Source organism: Bifidobacterium sp. LH_558, assembly GCF_056356295.1.
In genome coordinates, this window is record NZ_JBKETZ010000002.1 from 148,242 (window position 1) to 164,660 (window position 16,419).

A 16,419-nucleotide genomic window follows, 5' to 3' on the forward strand; every position below is an offset into this window, starting at 1 on the left:
AATAACTCGCGTGACTTATTGGTATGAATTACCAAAAAGTCGCGTGACTTTTTTGCATCAGCGCATAAAACTCGCGCAAGTTATTTGCATTAGGGCACATGCGTCCGGTTTACCGACACCTCACGAAACGCCGTGGTGCGACTTTGTTGTAGCGCTACAATTTTAGCGCTACAATGATACTGGCGCGTGACGTCGGATACCTCTTCCCCGAACGTCACGCACACCTTATCCGCACCGACGCCTCAGACGGCGCCGACCAGCACAGGAGCTGCCATGACCACCACCCACACTTTCCGAGCCTTGGGCAACGCCCTCGAATGGACCGGAGACGGAGAGTATCTGCGCATCGAAGCATGGGGAGCGAACAGCGTGCGCGTGCGCGCCCGACTGATGGAACCCATCGCCCCGGCCGACTGGGCCCTGCTCGAGCCTGAAGCAGGCACCGCGCCCACCATCGCCATCGAGGAACGCGCCGACGGTGGCGCCACCGCCAGCCTGACCAACGGCGATCTCGTCGTCACCGCCGAAGCCAACGCGGAAGGCAGCGCCTGCCGACTCGGCTTCGCCAAAACCGACGGCACCATGCTGCTGCGTGAATCGGGCGACGGCGGCGCGCTGCGTCTGCGCGCCCGCAAGTACGAGTCGCTGCCCGGCGGCGGCGCACGCACCACCGTGACCTTCGAGGCGAACGACGCCGAACATCTTTACGGCATGGGCGAATACCAGCAGCCGGTGATGGATCTCAAGGGCACCACGCTGGAACTCGCGCACCGCAACTCGCAGGTCTCCGTGCCCTTCGTACTCTCCTCCGCCGGATACGGCTTCCTGTGGCACAATCCGGCCGTCGGACGCGCCACCTTCGCGCGCAACACCACCCAATGGCAGGCCGCCGCCTGCGACCAGATCGACTACTGGGTCACCACGGGCGGCACCCCCGCGCAGATCGAACGCCAGTATGCCGACGCGACCGGCCACGCGCCCGTCATGCCCGAATGGGGCCTGGGCTTCTGGCAGTGCAAGCTGCGCTACTGGAATCAGGAGCAACTGCTCGAGGTGGCGCGCGAGTTCAAGCGCCGCGACATTCCCATCGACCTGATCGTCATCGACTTCTTCCACTGGCCGCTGATGGGCGACTTCCGCTTTGACGAGGAGTTCTGGCCCGATCCCAAGGCCATGGCCGACGAACTGCACGAGATGGGCATCAAACTCATGGTCTCCGTGTGGCCGCAGATCGACCTCGAGTCGGAGAACTACGACGAGATGCGCCGCAACAACTACCTGGCCAAAACCCGCCAGGGCAAGGACGTGGGCATGTGGTGGCCGCGCGACAACCAGTTCTTCGACGCCACCAACCCCGAGGCGCGCGCGTACGTGTGGGCGCTCTCCAAGAAGAACTACACCGACCTCGGCGTGGACGCGTTCTGGCTCGACGAGGCCGAGCCGGAATGGGGCGGCGACTACGACTACGACCACTACCTCTACCATCTCGGCCCGGTGAACAAGGTCGGCAACGTGTACCCGCAGCTGTACAACAAGACCTTCTACGACGGCCAGCTCGCTATCGGCCGGCAGGACGACATCGTGAACCTCACCCGCGCCGCCTGGGCCGGATCCCAGCGCTACGGCTCGCTCGTGTGGTCGGGCGACGTGCACTCCACCTTCGATGACCTCAAAGCGCAGATCACCTGCGCCATCCACATGGGCGTCGCAGGCATCCCGTGGTTCACCACCGACATGGGCGGATTCGCGATGGGCGACCCGGAGAGCGAGGAGTTCCGCGAGCTGTACGCGCGCTGGTGCCAGTTCTCCTGCCTCTCCCCCGTGATGCGCAACCACGGCGACCGTCTGCCCGGAACCCGCGTGCCCGGCAAGCCCACCACCGACCGCAAGGGCAACCCCATCGACCACATCCACACCGGCGCCGACAACGAGCCGTGGAGCTACGGCGAGACCATCGAGAAGCTGATGATCAAGTACATCCACGTGCGCGAGGCCCTGCGCCCGTACACGCGCGAGCTCTTCGACGCCGCCCACACCGACGGGCAGCCCTTGGTGCGCGGCCTGTTCTACGAGTTCCCGAACGATGAGGCGGCGGCCAACGTGGCCGACGAGTACCTCTTCGGACCGGACCTGCTGGTCGCGCCGGTCACCGAATTCGGCGCGCGCTCGCGCGAGGTGTATCTGCCCGGCGATGCGTCGACCACATGGACGAATCTGCACGACGGCGCGCAGTACGCCGGCGGCCAGACCGTCGCCGTCGAGGCTCCGCTCGATGTGCTGCCGCTGTTCGCCCGCAACGGTGCCGACCATGGAATCGCGGGGATGATCTAGGGCTGATGCTGACGTCAGTGGGGTCGTGCGGGGAGTGCCGCACGGCCCCACTGACGTGCGCGAAGTCATGCGTCTCATGTGATTCATGACTCCGCGCGAGCACGGCCTTACGCGAAGCGATAGGAAGACAGCCCGGCCATCAGCTAGACGCGGACGTGCGTGGGTGCGGCTCCCACGCTGTAGCATGAAGAGACGCAACATGAGGGCGAAAGGAGGCGGGTATGGTCACGCTCGATGATGTGGCGGCGCGCGCCGGAGTATCGCGGATGACCGCGTCGAACGCGCTGCGCGGCAAAACGATCGTCAAAGCGGAAACCGCGCGACGCGTGCTCGCCGCCGCCAAAAAGCTCGGATACCGGCCGAATATCGCGGCGCGACAGCTCAGCTCCGGACGCACGCACGTCATCGGCCTGACCATGACCGACTTCGACCTCATCTTCCCCGCAGACCTCGCCGCCCGCGTCTCCGATTTGGCGCAGGAGCGCGGATATCAGGCGATCGTGCAGCAGACCCGCTTCTCACGCGACTTCGAACAGCGGGTTCTGGCCAGCCCGGCCACGCAGGTCTGCGACGGCACGATCGTGTGCTGGCCCAGCTCCGACGCCGCCGACATTCTGGCGTTCGGGCGCACGCAGCCGCTGGTGTTCTTCGACGGATTCGGATTGGAGGAACAGGCGGATTGCGTGTTCACCCCATGCGTCGAGGGCATGCGGGCGGCCGCGCGGCATCTGGCCCAGCAGGGCTGCCGCAACGTGCTGGTGATCGGCGATGACTATGCGTCGCCCGAGGAACTCGCCACAGCGAACACCTCCGGACGGCGGCGTCTGCTCGGCGCCATGCGCGGGCTGCGGGAGTCGGGATTGGAGTATCGCGAGGAAAACGTCTACGGGTGCCTGTGGAGCCGCCAGGGCGGATACGAGCTGATGACGCGGATTCTGGCGGAACGGCGCGATTTCGACGGCGTGTGCTGCCTGAACGATCCGATCGCCATCGGCGCGCTGAAGGCGCTGACCGATGCCGGGATCAACGTGCCCAACGAGGTCGCCATTGTGGGCTTCGACGGCGTGGAGGATGGGCGCTACACCACGCCCGGACTGACCAGCGTGTGCGTGGACGCCGGCGAGGTGGCCGCCGCATGTTTGGATTTGCTGATCTCACGTCTTGACGGCGGGGTTGCGGGGGCCGGAGCTACCGGCGCGGACGGCAAAGCCAAGGCGGACACGGTTGGCGGAGCCGCAGCTGGCAAGACCGACGGAGCCAAGAATGCCGGCACAGGCGGCGTGACCCGTACGGCCGACGCAACCAGCGTAACCGACGCGACCAGCGCAGCCGACACGTATACACCGCAGATTCGCACCGTCGGATTCACCCTCGCACGGCGTGGCAGCGCCGAACGGAATCCGGCGCTCTAGGGGAGGCTCTCGCGCGGCGCGGTCGCGGCCGGGCGGCAGTCGCGTTAATCTTGGACGTATGAGTATTGATCTTCATGTTTTGGACCATCCGCTGGTCGAGCATAAGCTCACCGTGCTGCGCAACAAGAACACCCCCTCCTCCACCTTCCGCGAGCTCGTCACCGAACTCGTGATGCTGGAGGCCTACGAGGCCACCCGCGGACTCGCCGTGGTCGACAAGCCCATCGAAACGCCGGTCGCACCGATGGTGGGCAAGCATATCGCCTCCCCCGCGCCGATCATCGTGCCCGTGCTGCGTGCGGGACTCGGCATGCTCGACGGCATGACCAAGATGATTCCGACCGCCGAGGTCGGCTTCCTGGGCATGAAGCGTGACGAGGAGCATCCCACCCAGCAGATCACCTACGCGAACCGTCTGCCCGACGACCTCTCCGGCCGTCAGTGCTTCCTCATCGACCCGATGCTCGCCACCGGCGGCACGCTGGTCGCCGCCACGCATTATCTGGCGGAACGCGGCGCGAAGGACGTTACGGCGATCAACATCATCGCCGCGCCCGAAGGCATCAAGTTCGTCGAGGAGAACATCGACCCGTCCATCGACTTCAAGATCGTGGTGTGCGGCGTCGACGAGAAGCTCGACGAAAAGTGCTACATCGTGCCGGGTCTGGGCGACGCGGGCGACCGCCTGTACGGCGTGATCGACTGATGCAGATCGACATCGCGTGCGTCGGCAGGATCAAGGAACGTTATCTTGCCGACGCCATCGGTGAGTATGCCAAGCGGCTTTCCCGTTATTGCAAACTCTCCATTCTCGAAGTGGCGGACGAGAAGACGCCCGACCACGCCAGTGAGGGCGTGGAGCGTCAGATTCGCGCCAAAGAAGGCGAGCGTATCGCCAAACATCTCAAATCAGACGCGTTCGTCGTGGCGTTGGCCATCGACGGCAAGATGCTCTCGTCGGAGGAGCTGGCGTCGAATCTCGCGCAATGGGGATTGCGCGGCATCAGCCATATCCAATTCGTGATCGGCGGATCAATCGGGCTCGACGAGGCCGTGCTGAGACGCGCGGATATGAAGCTCAGCTTCTCGAAGATGACGTTCCCGCATCAGCTCATGCGCGTGATTCTGCTCGAACAGGTGTATCGGGCCTACAAAATCAACGCGCACGAGCCTTACCACAAGTAATTACTGTCGAGAATCCGGCACGAAGGATTCGAAGATGTGGCGGTCGAACCAGGCGTCGCATTCGGCGAGTTCGTCTTGGCTGCGCACCGTCCATGAGACGGTGGTCGCGCCCATCGAGCGGGCGGCGCGCACCTGCGGTGTATTGCCGCCGCGCCAATCGTAAGCCACGAAATCGGGGCGGGACAGGCAGTCGAACACCAGCAGGCCGGCGGCCCACGCCGACGCTCCGGCCTCGCCCATCGACGCCGCTTCGGCCAGCTGACCGCGGCACACCTCCGGGCGATGCTCCTTGTACCAACGCATGGCCTGGGGGTGGAACGACTCGACGACGTACGCACCCTCGTAGTTTTGGAGCAGCGCGTCGCCCTGCTCCATCAGCAGATCGCAACGCTCATTCCAGCGGGCGTCGCAGTCGAATTTGTATTCCACAATCAGCGGCACACGGCCGGCCACAACCTTGAGCACGTCGGCGAACAGCGGCACATGCTGGTAGTAGCCTTGGGGCGCGGTGGAAGGCGTGGTGACCAGCGGCGGGCGCTGCTCGGCGCCGGGCAACGGCTTGGCCGCAGCGTCGCCCGGCTTGGAACCTTGGAACAGCGGGATGCGGGTCAGCTCGTCGTAGGTCAGGTCTTCGATGCGACGCGGGTCTCCGGCCACGCGCAGCAGATCGTCATCATGCACGACCACGACCTGGCCGTCCAACGTCAGCTGGATATCGAGTTCGATGCCGTAGCCGGCCTCGCAGGCGGCGGCGAAGGAGGCCAGCGAGTTCTCCGGAGCGATCGGACCGGTTTCGTCCGGCGTGGCGTATCCCGCCTTCATCGCCATACGGCGGGCGAGGGCCACATAGTCGCCGCTGCCCACGGCGTATTGCGCGGTCAGACCGGAGCCGGCGTCATGCAGACCGCGGTGGGCGTACCACACATCGGGAACCGCCGGCACGTAATTGCGACGCTTGTCTCCGAACGCGCGCGGGGCGAGAGCCCACGCTGCGGCGCCTGCGGCAACCGCGCCGCCGACCAGAACGTTCCTGAGGAATTTCGACATTTCGCTTCCTTCCATTTGGCTTGTCTCAAGGGTAGCCCCAACGCGCGTCAAGCCGTCGATGCGAGTTTGGTGTGCCGGGGTCTCGCCACGTCTCCAGCTAAACCGTTTGATCTGCGAGTTTGGTGTGAGGAATCGGCCATATTGGGCGAATCGGACACACCAAACTCGTTTTTCGCCTTTATGGACAGCTCAATATGGGCAACGATTGCCTCTGTCTGGTTCATATGATTGTGACGTATTGTCCGGTTTATCGTTCAACCAGCCAATCCGGACAAGAAGGGTTCGAAGGATCGACGGCACGGTCTTCATGCTCGGCGCGCAATGGCTCCCATGAGAAGTCCGATACTAATTCGGCAGCGGAGCACGATGCGGCATCGGGTCGCAGATTGAGCAGGTATGCACAGTAGCCAATCACCTGTTCGGCGGTCACTCCGCGAGCGCGTAGTGCTCCCATATCGAGTGAACGTTCGCGTTTGGCAAGACGCTTGCCGGCCGCGTTGTCAATTAGCGGCAGATGCGCGTAAACCGGATGTTCCGATACGCGATCAGCTGACTGCGGCACGAAGCCCGCGTCGAGCAACGCCGCGCGAATCCAGCGTTGCAGGGCTGTGGAGCGCAGCAGGTCACGACCGCGCACGATGCGGTCAACGCCCATATCGAGGTCATCAACAACGACGACCAGCTGATAGGCGAACAGTCCATCGGCGCGACGGATCACCGAATCGCCGACCATGCGCGGCAGGTTGAACAGTTGCGGGCCGAACACCTCATCCACGAATCCCGAATAAGCGTCGGCGGCGGTCTCGTGCGGAGCAGCCCAGCCGCCGGGCATGATGACGCGCAGCGAATGTCGATCGCCCCTATCTAGCCGCGCCTTGACCTCGTCGGGATGTTCGTCAATCAGTCGGCGGCAGGTACCGGAATACACCATGAATCCGTCGCCCTCGTTGGGCGCGGAGGCGGCGCGCAGGTCGGCGCGCGAGCAGAAGCAGGGATAGACCAGACCGGCTTCAGTCAAGCAAGCCAGCGCCTCCTCGTACCGGGTCTGGCGTTCGGGCGCGGATTGGTAGACGGGCTGGCCATCCCAGTCGAGACCGAGCCAGGTCAGGTCGTCCATCATCAGACGGTCAGCATCGGGCAGCACGCGCGGGGTGTCGATATCCTCGATGCGCAGCAGCATGCGTTCGCCGCGCGAGCGCGCGTCCAACCACGCGGCGAGCATCGCGTACGCGTTGCCGATATGCATGCGCCCCGATGGCGTGGGTGCGAATCGTCCTGTCATGACCTCTCCAAAAAAGATGGGCGGATATTGCAAACGCAACACCCACCCATCATCGTACAGACATCACCAACTCGTTATGCCGAGCGCAACCCACCCCGTCATGCCGAGCGCAACCCTCCCCGTCATGCCGAGCGTAGTCGAGGCATCTCAACAGGGATTCCTCGACTACGGCTGCGCCTCCGCTCAGAATGACGTGGGGCGGACGATCAGTCTTCTTGGACGTTGCCGACCGACACGGTCGGATCGTCGCCGACAAGCTGGTCGGAGGCCCAGGCGGTGAGTTCCAGGTGATCGCCGCCGGTCTGGTCCACGAGCACGGTGTCGCCGTCGTGCACCTTGCCGGCGAGCAGCATGCGGGCCAGCTGGTCGCCGACCTCGGTCTGCACCAGGCGGCGCAGCGGACGCGCACCGTAGGCCGGATCGTAACCGGTGTTGGCGAGCCATTCGCGGGCCGAATCGGTCACGTCGAGCGTGATGCGGCGTTCGGTCAGGCGCGCGGCCACGGCGTTGACCTGGATGTCCACGATGCCGCCGAGCTCCTCGCGGGTGAGCGGCTGGAACATCACGGTGTCGTCCAAGCGGTTCAAGAACTCCGGCTTGAAGTTCATGTGCACGGTGTCCATCACGGCCTTGCGCTTGGCGTCCGCGTCCATATCCTCGTTCACGAGGAACTGCGAGCCGAGGTTCGAGGTCATGATCAGAATCGTGTTCTTGAAGTCCACGGTCCTGCCCTGCCCGTCGGTCAGTCGGCCGTCGTCGAGCACCTGCAGCAGCACGTCGAAGATCTCCGGATTGGCCTTCTCCACCTCGTCGAACAGCACCACCGAATACGGGCGGCGACGCACGGCCTCGGTGAGCTGGCCGCCCTGCTCGTAGCCGATGTAGCCGGGCGCGGCGCCGATCAGGCGGCTGACGCTCGACTTCTCCATGTATTCCGACATGTCGATGCGCACCATGGCACGCTCGTCGTCGAAGAGGAAGTCGGCGAGCGCCTTCGCCAGCTCGGTTTTGCCCACGCCGGTGGGGCCGAGGAACAGGAAGGAGCCGGTGGGGCGGTTCGGGTCGGAGATGCCGGCGCGCGAGCGACGCACGGCGTCCGAGACGGCCGCGATGGCTTCCTTCTGCCCGATGACGCGCTTGCCGAGGTAGTCTTCCATGCTCAGCAGCTTCTCGTTTTCGCCCTGCATCAGGCGGCCGACGGGGATGCCGGTCCAGTCGGAGACGATTTCGGCCACCGAGTCGGCATCCACACGGTCGGGCACCATCGGTTCGACTTGCGCGGCGTCCGCTTGGGATTCGGCGTCCGCGGCCTGTTCGGCGGCGGCGAGTTCCTTCTGGATGGCGGGGATTTCTCCGTAGAGGATCTTCGAAGCCTTCTCCAGATCGCCTTCGCGGGTGAACTTGTCGGCCTGCACGCGCAGGTCGTCGAGCTTGGCGCGCAGGTCGCCGACCTTGTTATGGCCGGCCTGTTCGGCGTCCCAGCGGGCTTTGAGCCCGGCGAGACGCTCGCGCGTGTCGGCGAGTTCGCCCTGCAGTTTGCCCAAACGGTCCTTGGATGCGGGATCCTCGGCCTTCTTGAGCTGCATCTCCTCCATTTCCAGTCGCGTGACCTTGCGCTGCAGCTCGTCGATCTCCTCCGGGGAGGAGTCGAGCTCCATGCGCAGGTGCGCGGCGGCCTCGTCGACCAGGTCGATGGCCTTGTCCGGCAACTGGCGGCCGGAGATGTAGCGGTTGGACAGGGTGGCGGCGGCCACAAGCGCGTCATCGCCGATCGTCACCTTATGGTGGGCCTCATAGCGCTGCTTGAGCCCACGCAGGATGGCGATGGTGTCTTCCACGCTCGGCTCGCCGACGAACACCTGCTGGAAGCGGCGTTCGAGGGCGGGGTCCTTCTCCACGTTCTCGCGGTACTCGTCGAGCGTGGTGGCGCCGATGAGGCGCAGTTCGCCGCGGGCCAGCATGGGCTTGAGCATATTGCCCGCGTCCATGGACCCCTCGGCCGCGCCCGCGCCGACGATGGTGTGGATCTCGTCGATGAAGGTGATGATCCGCCCGTCGGCGTTCTTGATCTCCTCCAGCACGGCCTTGAGGCGTTCCTCGAATTCGCCGCGGTATTTGGAGCCGGCCACCATGGAGCCCAGGTCGAGACTGATGAGCTTCTTGCCTTGCAGGGTGCTGGGCACGTCGCCCGCCACGATACGCTGGGCCAGGCCTTCGACCACGGCGGTTTTGCCCACGCCGGGCTCTCCGATCAGCACCGGGTTGTTTTTGGTGCGGCGGCTCAGGATCTGGATCACGCGGCGGATTTCCTGGTCACGGCCGATGACGGGGTCGAGTTTGCCGTCTTTCGCGGCGGCGGTCAGGTCGGTGGAGTATTTCTCCAGCGCCTTGTAGTTGCCTTCCGCGTCGGGGCTGGTGACTTTCGCGCCGCCGCGCACGCCGGGCACGGCCTTGCGCAGGGCTTCGGGGGTGATGCCGTTGGATTTGAGGATGTCGGCGCCTTGGTTGGGCGTGCTGGCGGCGATGCCGATGAGCAGATGCTCGGTGGAGACGTATTCGTCGCCCATGTCGCGCATTTCCTTTTCGGCCTGCGCGATCGCCGCGGTGAGCTGGCGGCTAGCCTGCGGTTGCGAGGTAGTCGAGCCGCTGGCGCTCGGCAGAGCGACCAGCGCGTTGCGCACGGCCGCGCCGACGGACTGCGCGTCGCCGCCGGCTGCTTCGATCAGCGAGCGGACCGGGCCATTCTCCTGACGCAGCAGCGCATCCAGCACATGCAGGGTGTCGATTTGCGCGTTGCCTGCAGCCGAAGCGCTTTGGATAGCGTCTCCGATGGCCTCTTGGGCCATGGTGGTGAGCTTCTGTTCCATGTCTGTTCCTCCATTGTTGCGCGCCGTGCGGTTTCCGCGGATTTCCGCGGCCCGCCACGGCGCATTCGTCATGTCCTGACATGCTCAACCACAGGAGGAACCAATCTATTCCCAAAACTTGAGTGACTTCGACTCAAGTTTTAATATCCCATGTCATCTTGAGCGGAGGCGAAGCCAGAGTCGAAAGATCTCAAGTCCTCGCCGACGAACGATTTGAGATCCCTCGACTTCGCTCGGGATGACATGGGCTGCTCAGGATGACGGAGAGGAGCACGACTTAGCCGCGAAGGACTACGTTGCGCAGGGAGCCGATGCCTTCGACGTTGACGATGGCCTCGTCGCCGGGGTTGAGCTGGCCGGAGGCGTGCGGGGTGCCGGTGAGGATCACATCGCCCGGCAACAGCGTGGCGAACGACGAGATGGCGGCGATCTGCTCGGGAATGCCGTGAATCAGATTGGCAGTGGTGCCGTTGGCTTCCGGCACATCCTCGCCGTTGAGCGTGAAGGAGATCTTCGCGTCGCGCCAATTGAGCTCGTCGCGGCTCACGATCCACGGGCCCAGCGGGCAAGCGGTGTCGAAGCCCTTGGCGCGCGTCCACATCGGGTCGAGGCCCTGCAGGTCGCGCAAGGTCACGTCGTTGGTGCAGGTGAAGCCGAGCACGTAATCCATGGCCTGCTCGACCGGCACGTTCTTGGCGATGCGGCCCATCACCACGGCCACCTCGGGCTCGTAGTTCATATCGTTCGAATAGGAGGGAATCACAATCGGATCATCCGGGCCAATCACCGAAGTGGACGGCTTGGAGAAGATGACCATATCCTCGGGCGCGTGGGCGATGTCGGAATGGCCGGCCTCATGCATGAACTGGGCGTGCGCCTCATAGTTCTTGCCCAGGCCGTAGATCTTGGAGGGGATGACCGGCGCGAGCAGGCGGATGCCGTCGCCGTCGACCGGATAGCGCTTGCCCGTGGGTGCCACTTCGCCGCCGAGCAGCGGATGGCCGTCGAGCTCGACGAGGTAGTCTTTGCCGTCGGATTCGTCGGTTTGGACGAAGGCGTAGCGGGGCGATTCATTGAAGGAAAAACGTGCGATTCTCATAGCCACCAGTGTAGGCATGGCCGGGCACAACGCGCGGCTTTCGGCCGTCGGCTTTGCAGCCCGCACGTCATCCCGAGCGGAGCCGAGGGATCTCTTGATTGGCCAGGTTATGAGATCCTTCGACTCCGGCTCCGCCTCCGCTCAGGATGACGTGTGGGAAGGCACCCTCTGCCTCCGCTCAGAATGCTGTGTTTACTCATCCTGTGGGGTCGACTCCTCGTTGGAATCTGCGTCGGAGTCCGTGGTATCGGGTGATTCCGCTGCGTCTTCTGGAGTCGACGAATCTTCGACGCCGACACCAAACTCTCGCCGCAAGACGAAATCGGGAATGGAGGCGAGCTGTTCGGACACTCCTTCAGCGTGCTCCAGCACGAAGGCGAGTTCCTGCTCCAACTGGTCGATGCGGCGGGCCTGCTGGGCGATGATCATATCGCGCACGCCTTCCCAGGAATCACGCGACGACCGAGAAGAGGCAATAATGCCCCCCCCCCCGTTTTTTCGTGCGAGAGGGGACGACCTCATGGGACGCGAACAACGCCGACGAGAAGTCGACAGCATCGGAGGCATCGGACTCGGCGAGATATTGCTCCATACCTTCTTTCTTCGCCTGCGCCTTCCAGCGTGCGAAGCATCGTTCGATGCGCTTATATCCGACAAGCGACGGGTCGAGCCCGGCCTCGCGGAACATCCTCACCGGGGATTCGCCGGCGAAATACCGGCGCAGACAGGACCGTTTGAACGCCTCCGAATACATGATTCGACTGCGCGTGACGTTCGCCACCGCCGGCAGTTTTCTGAGATACCGCACTTCCTCGGCACTGAATATGCCTCCACCTGTCGCCATTTGGCTCCCCCATATCACTAACCATCCCTGGTTGGATGCCCCGTCCGCATCACAGTTCCCATCAAGCCGACGAAACCGGCTGCGGACAATTCGGTTCGTCGGCTTTCAGCGAAGAAAGGGGGCGACGCGCTTCGCGGCCCCCTCTCTTCTTTTAGACATACATCACGCGTTCAAATCGCGCTTCATGTTACGGGTCTTGGAATAGACCGTGAAGGCGGCACCCGCGAGCAGCAGCGCAATCACGGAGAACAGCGTCGTGCCGGCGGCACCGGTCAGCGGCAGCTGGGTGATGGACTTGACGTTAGTCACCTTGATGTTGCCTTCGCCGTCCTGCTTGACCAAATCGTAGGGATCGCTGGTCAGGTTGTCACTGAACTCCACCAAAGTGGTGTCGGACTCCTCGTCATAGGTCAATTCCACAGTGAAGGATCCGGTGACATTCTGAGCGCCATCGGCGACCTTGGTTTCGCGGACGGTGTAGGTGCCGTTCTTCAGACCGGAGAACTCGAAGACATTGCCGGAGTTCTTCTCGATCTTGCCGACGGATTTGCCGTCAGCGTCGAGCACCTCGAAGGAGGCGCCGGTCGCGGCGGTGCCGTCAGACCACACCTTGGTGAAGGAGAACTTGTTGGCATGCAACGTCACAGTTCCCTTGCCGGACGCATTGCCGCCGTTGTTGATCTCGGCGGAGTTGGTCACCGGGTTCTTCTCGGCATCTTCAGTCACGGTGGCGGAGTACTTCACGGACAGCTTCTTGCCGGCGGAGGCCTGCAGCTTGTCCAGTGCAGTCTTCGTCAGGGAGACGGTGAAGGTGGCGTTAGTGCCGTCGCCAGTCACAGTCTGATTGTCCGGGGTCACGGTGTATTCGGACTCCGCAAGAGGCTCTTCCACGCCTTCGACGTAGACCTTCACATTGCTCTTGCCCGTATTGATGGACAGGCCAGCGGAGGCATAATCCACAAACGAATAGGTGTAGTCATCAGCCTGATCGGTGGTGGAGGGCACCATACCTTCGATGGTGTAGGTCAGCGTATCACCGACGCTCACCGTGCCATCGGTGTCGCCTTCGACGCTCTTGGTCGGCGGCACGTTGGGATCCTGGTTCTTGACGTTGATCTCGCCGGTCATGCCCACGGCTTCGTTAGCCGTGCCCACGATGATTGGCAACGACTTCTCGGTCGCGGTCGCGCCGTCAGTCACATCGATCAGCAGATACAGGCCGCCGTCGAGGCCGTTGATAGTGAACGGCTCGGTATTCGCAGTCACCGTAGTGCCTTTGCTCTCCACATAGGAGACCAGCGCGTTAGCGAATTTACGCGAGGCGTCGTTTCCGCTCCAGGGGAACGCCGAATTGTCACCGAACAACGGGCTGCCAGTGCCGTTGAGATCGCCAGACTGCGCCCACACCAACGGATCAACGTCCGCAGGCACGTCCGCACCGGTGGCGGTCTTGATGGCAGCCACCACAGTGTCACGATTCGCGACGGTTTCGATTTCACCGCTGGTTCCATCGACATACGAGGCCAGCTCCACATACTTGAACGTATGTCCGTCAACCACGCCATAGCTTCCTGCGTTCAGCGTCAGCGTCTGATCGGCAGGCGCCGCGCTTGCGGTGGTCGCGCCGAAGGCGAGACCGGCCATCATCGTCGCGGCCGCGGCGATTGAGGCGAATACTTTCCTCATCTTCATGAGAGGATGTCCTTTCTTTTGGTTTTTTGCCCTCGCGGAAGTCGGAGCCACATACTTCAGACTCCGCGATCCGCAAATTTTTGAAATTATTCGACTCGTGGCGGTTGAAACAGTGAGACTATGACAGCCGCCACGAGATTGGATGAAAACTGACTGAAAATCAGAGCAAACGCTGCTTACCGCGCCAGATGCCCGCGCCACCGATCAGCAGCAAAGCGAGCACACCCAACCCAGCTCCACCGATCAGCCAGTCGCGTTCGGACGCCCCACCAGTCAACGGCAGTGAAGACACTTCGATACGTGCATTGGAAATGACACCAGCATCAATGACGAAACGTCCTTCACCTTCAGTGCCACTGCTAGGCAGTACGCTGACGCTGTGCTTGGCATCGTCACCGGCCGGAGTCTGGTACCCCGTCGGAGCCTTGGTTTCGGTGAGGGTGTATTCGCCCCAGACCAAACCGCCCACGGACAGCTCGCCGGCAGTATCGGAGGATTGGTCGTTCTCGCCGTTATCCATGATGTTCAAATCTTCGAAGTCTTTGACATCGCTAGACAGCGTCCACTGAGAACCGTCAAGCAGCTTCGACTGGTCACGCTGGTCGACTTTCTGCCAGAAGATCGCCCCCGGCAATGCAGTGTTGGTCACGGTGCAGGTCACTTCATCTCCTGGCTTCAGAGTCACCCGCTGCGAATTGCCACTGGTCAGGGTGACGTCTTTTCCGTTTTTGTCGACGCACTTCCACTGCCCGTCCGCATATCCGGCGAAATACTGGTATCCAGTGGAGGCGTCTGCAGTTTCAGACAAGGTATAGGTACCTGGTGCCAATAGGGTTGTAGGCACCGACTGCGTGGACACGGAACCGTTGGTGGTTGTCTCTCCACTCGGGGAAGTCGGGTTGATACCGTACGCACCGTTGTTCTTCAACGCCGATAGCGTCCAGTTCGTAGGCTGTGCACCGTAGTCGCCGGCGTAGGTGTTATCCACGCTCTTGGACAGTGTCAGACTTGGCACCTTTACCTGAATCACCGGACGGTCATAGAGCGCGCTTTGCTGTTCGCCGACCTGCTCCTCACCGTTGACCGTGGTGACCACTTTGTAATACACCGTCGCCGACGTGGTGTCACCATCCGTAGTGGCGTTCGCATAGAAACCGGGCTGGTTAGAGCTGGTCGTATTACCCTCGGCGTCGGTATTGGCGTCACCGGTGTTCGGATACGCGCCGCTATGCGCGATGAAGTAGTCGTACGCCTCGTCGGAGGGTTTAATCAGAATGCGCGCCACATAGGTGACATTCGGGCTGAGCGTCGTTCCTTCGGGGAAGCTCAGTGACAGTTCCTTGGTCGTCTGATTGTATTCCACTTTCATGGAGAGCGCAGCCGGATCGGTCCGCGAGACATCGCCGTTCGCATCGTATGCGGACATTTCCGTCGCAGCTCCCGTACCACCTTGGCTGTCCGTCGCCACGGCATACTGGGACAGTGTGTCTTTAATCAGCACATCCCGATACGTGGATTGACGGGTGATCTCCTCGATAATGGAATCGAACGCCGCCGTGAGCTTCTCTTCGTCAGTACCATCGAAGAAGGTGCCCTTGGTATCGTCGGCGAATTGACTCATATCGCCATTCGCTCCGGAACCCGTACTCACCACATACAGTTCGGCGCCATTGCGCCTGTTCGCTTCGATGACAGCAGCGTTGTAATTGCGATCCTCGCTATCGCTGTTTCCGTTGCCATAGATCCCATACTCACCGTATCTTCTGCATTCACCGCCCGATGACGACGAACTGCAGGTGGTTCCCATCGAAGAATTGCGGTAGGTCGGCTCGCCATCAGACAGGAAAATGATGTACTTTTTTACACCCGCACGAGCCGAATTCAACGAATTCGCACTGTTCAGGCCCGCCTCCCAGTTGGTGCCGCCGCCAACATTCATATCTCCAAAAGAGCTCGTGACGGCCGAAGCGGATGTGGTCCATTCCTGAGTGCCCCATCGCGAACTGAGATCCATAACCTTTGAAATGACGTTGAAATCCACCACCGCCATCTGCACCTGCTGATTCGTCGGCAACGCCGCGTTCTCATCAGTCAATAGCTGATTGGCCAACGCCGAAGCAGCAGAAGTCGCGATATCCCACCGGTCTTGTCTACATTTTCCTCCCCAGCCGTTGACAACACAGTCATTCATACTGCCTGAGGTATCCATCACTAGCACCACGTCCGCGGCCTGGTAGTTCTGCTCGGTGCTGGCGCGGGAGGCGCCGGTCACGTCCAGAGACAGCCAATATGTGCCATCACCGTTGTCTTTGATGTACTTGCGGTGCGCGGGAGCTTCCAAATCCGTGTCGCCGTCCGAGGCGACAGCCACCCCGTCGTCCGCGCTCTCAGCAGGACGAATGTCATCGGCTTCAGCCGCCAGCTCCTCATCGGTTTTCGCTGTTTCGTCATTCGCATCCGTCGTCTGGGATGATGAGTCCGACTGCCCTGATTCGTCCGACTCGTCGGCGACGGCGGTTCCTACGCAGGCGACGCTGACCACCATGGCGAGCGCGACGACCAACGCCACGGCTTTATTTACGCACGCCCCTACAATCCGGGCGAACAACTCGCGTATTTTACCCATATTCTGTCCGTTCCTCTATCGCCGATGACTACAC

Annotated in this window: 11 protein-coding genes and 1 pseudogene; 4 read left to right on the plus strand and 8 right to left on the minus strand. The window is 62.5% G+C overall.

Annotation, left to right across the window (positions count from 1 at the left end):
* The first annotated feature begins 273 nt into the window (after positions 1 to 273).
* The 4 genes from AC1AV0_RS03470 (at position 274) to rlmH (ending at position 4,928) form a co-directional block, all read left to right on the plus strand.
* Positions 274 to 2,331 carry a glycoside hydrolase family 31 protein gene (locus tag AC1AV0_RS03470; protein WP_476571145.1) on the plus strand — a complete coding sequence of 686 codons (2,058 nt, stop codon included), beginning with the start codon at positions 274 to 276 and terminating at the stop codon, positions 2,329 to 2,331.
* 221 nt (positions 2,332 to 2,552) lie between these two features.
* A complete protein-coding gene (locus AC1AV0_RS03475; protein WP_476571147.1) occupies positions 2,553 to 3,743 on the plus strand; it encodes a LacI family DNA-binding transcriptional regulator in 1,191 nt (396 codons plus the stop codon).
* A 64-nt stretch (positions 3,744 to 3,807) separates the two neighbouring features.
* Complete coding sequence (upp, locus tag AC1AV0_RS03480; RefSeq protein ID WP_476571620.1) at positions 3,808 to 4,449, plus strand: uracil phosphoribosyltransferase; 642 nt, start codon at positions 3,808 to 3,810, stop codon at positions 4,447 to 4,449.
* Positions 4,449 to 4,928 (plus strand): 23S rRNA (pseudouridine(1915)-N(3))-methyltransferase RlmH, encoded by a 480-nt coding sequence (gene rlmH, locus AC1AV0_RS03485; RefSeq protein ID WP_476571149.1) that lies wholly within the window; start codon positions 4,449 to 4,451, stop codon positions 4,926 to 4,928. The genes upp and rlmH overlap by 1 nt, the downstream gene beginning before the upstream one ends.
* Here rlmH and AC1AV0_RS03490 read toward each other — a convergent pair whose 3' ends face one another.
* The 8 genes and pseudogenes from AC1AV0_RS03490 to AC1AV0_RS03525 all read right to left on the minus strand — a co-directional run bounded on the left by AC1AV0_RS03490 (position 4,929) and on the right by AC1AV0_RS03525 (position 16,385).
* A complete protein-coding gene (locus AC1AV0_RS03490; protein WP_476571151.1) occupies positions 4,929 to 5,975 on the minus strand; it encodes a glycerophosphodiester phosphodiesterase family protein in 1,047 nt (348 codons plus the stop codon).
* Between the two features lie 247 nt (positions 5,976 to 6,222).
* Positions 6,223 to 7,257, minus strand: coding sequence for a tRNA glutamyl-Q(34) synthetase GluQRS (gene gluQRS, locus AC1AV0_RS03495; protein ID WP_476571153.1), 1,035 nt, complete (start codon positions 7,255 to 7,257; stop codon positions 6,223 to 6,225).
* Between the two features lie 206 nt (positions 7,258 to 7,463).
* The gene (clpB, locus tag AC1AV0_RS03500) at positions 7,464 to 10,124 is read right to left on the minus strand and encodes an ATP-dependent chaperone ClpB (RefSeq protein WP_476571155.1); all 2,661 of its coding nucleotides are present in this window, start codon (positions 10,122 to 10,124) and stop codon (positions 7,464 to 7,466) included.
* Positions 10,125 to 10,401: 277 nt separating this feature from the next.
* The gene (locus AC1AV0_RS03505; protein WP_476571157.1) at positions 10,402 to 11,223 is read right to left on the minus strand and encodes a fumarylacetoacetate hydrolase family protein; all 822 of its coding nucleotides are present in this window, start codon (positions 11,221 to 11,223) and stop codon (positions 10,402 to 10,404) included.
* A gap of 192 nt (positions 11,224 to 11,415) precedes the next feature.
* Positions 11,416 to 11,652: a hypothetical protein gene (locus AC1AV0_RS03510; RefSeq protein WP_476571159.1), complete on the minus strand. Its 237-nt coding sequence runs from the start codon at positions 11,650 to 11,652 to the stop codon at positions 11,416 to 11,418.
* 177 nt (positions 11,653 to 11,829) lie between these two features.
* A pseudogene (locus AC1AV0_RS03515) lies at positions 11,830 to 12,067 on the minus strand (HTH domain-containing protein); the annotation flags it as partial.
* A gap of 162 nt (positions 12,068 to 12,229) precedes the next feature.
* On the minus strand, positions 12,230 to 13,759 hold the full coding sequence (locus AC1AV0_RS03520; RefSeq protein WP_476571161.1) for an isopeptide-forming domain-containing fimbrial protein: 1,530 nt from the start codon (positions 13,757 to 13,759) through the stop codon (positions 12,230 to 12,232).
* Positions 13,760 to 13,919: 160 nt separating this feature from the next.
* Positions 13,920 to 16,385 carry a DUF7604 domain-containing protein gene (locus tag AC1AV0_RS03525; RefSeq protein ID WP_476571163.1) on the minus strand — a complete coding sequence of 822 codons (2,466 nt, stop codon included), beginning with the start codon at positions 16,383 to 16,385 and terminating at the stop codon, positions 13,920 to 13,922.
* Between the last annotated feature and the right edge of the window lie 34 nt (positions 16,386 to 16,419).

Coding starts and splice junctions, on each gene's coding strand:
- AC1AV0_RS03525 (WP_476571163.1), bottom strand. CDS start 16,385: ATGGGTAAAATACGCGAGTTGTTCGCCCGGATTGTAGGGGCGTGCGTA.
- AC1AV0_RS03470 (WP_476571145.1), top strand. CDS start 274: ATGACCACCACCCACACTTTCCGAGCCTTGGGCAACGCCCTCGAATGG.
- gluQRS (WP_476571153.1), bottom strand. CDS start 7,257: ATGACAGGACGATTCGCACCCACGCCATCGGGGCGCATGCATATCGGC.
- clpB (WP_476571155.1), bottom strand. CDS start 10,124: ATGGAACAGAAGCTCACCACCATGGCCCAAGAGGCCATCGGAGACGCT.
- AC1AV0_RS03475 (WP_476571147.1), top strand. CDS start 2,553: ATGGTCACGCTCGATGATGTGGCGGCGCGCGCCGGAGTATCGCGGATG.
- AC1AV0_RS03510 (WP_476571159.1), bottom strand. CDS start 11,652: ATGATCATCGCCCAGCAGGCCCGCCGCATCGACCAGTTGGAGCAGGAA.
- AC1AV0_RS03520 (WP_476571161.1), bottom strand. CDS start 13,759: ATGAAGATGAGGAAAGTATTCGCCTCAATCGCCGCGGCCGCGACGATG.
- AC1AV0_RS03505 (WP_476571157.1), bottom strand. CDS start 11,223: ATGAGAATCGCACGTTTTTCCTTCAATGAATCGCCCCGCTACGCCTTC.
- AC1AV0_RS03490 (WP_476571151.1), bottom strand. CDS start 5,975: ATGTCGAAATTCCTCAGGAACGTTCTGGTCGGCGGCGCGGTTGCCGCA.
- rlmH (WP_476571149.1), top strand. CDS start 4,449: ATGCAGATCGACATCGCGTGCGTCGGCAGGATCAAGGAACGTTATCTT.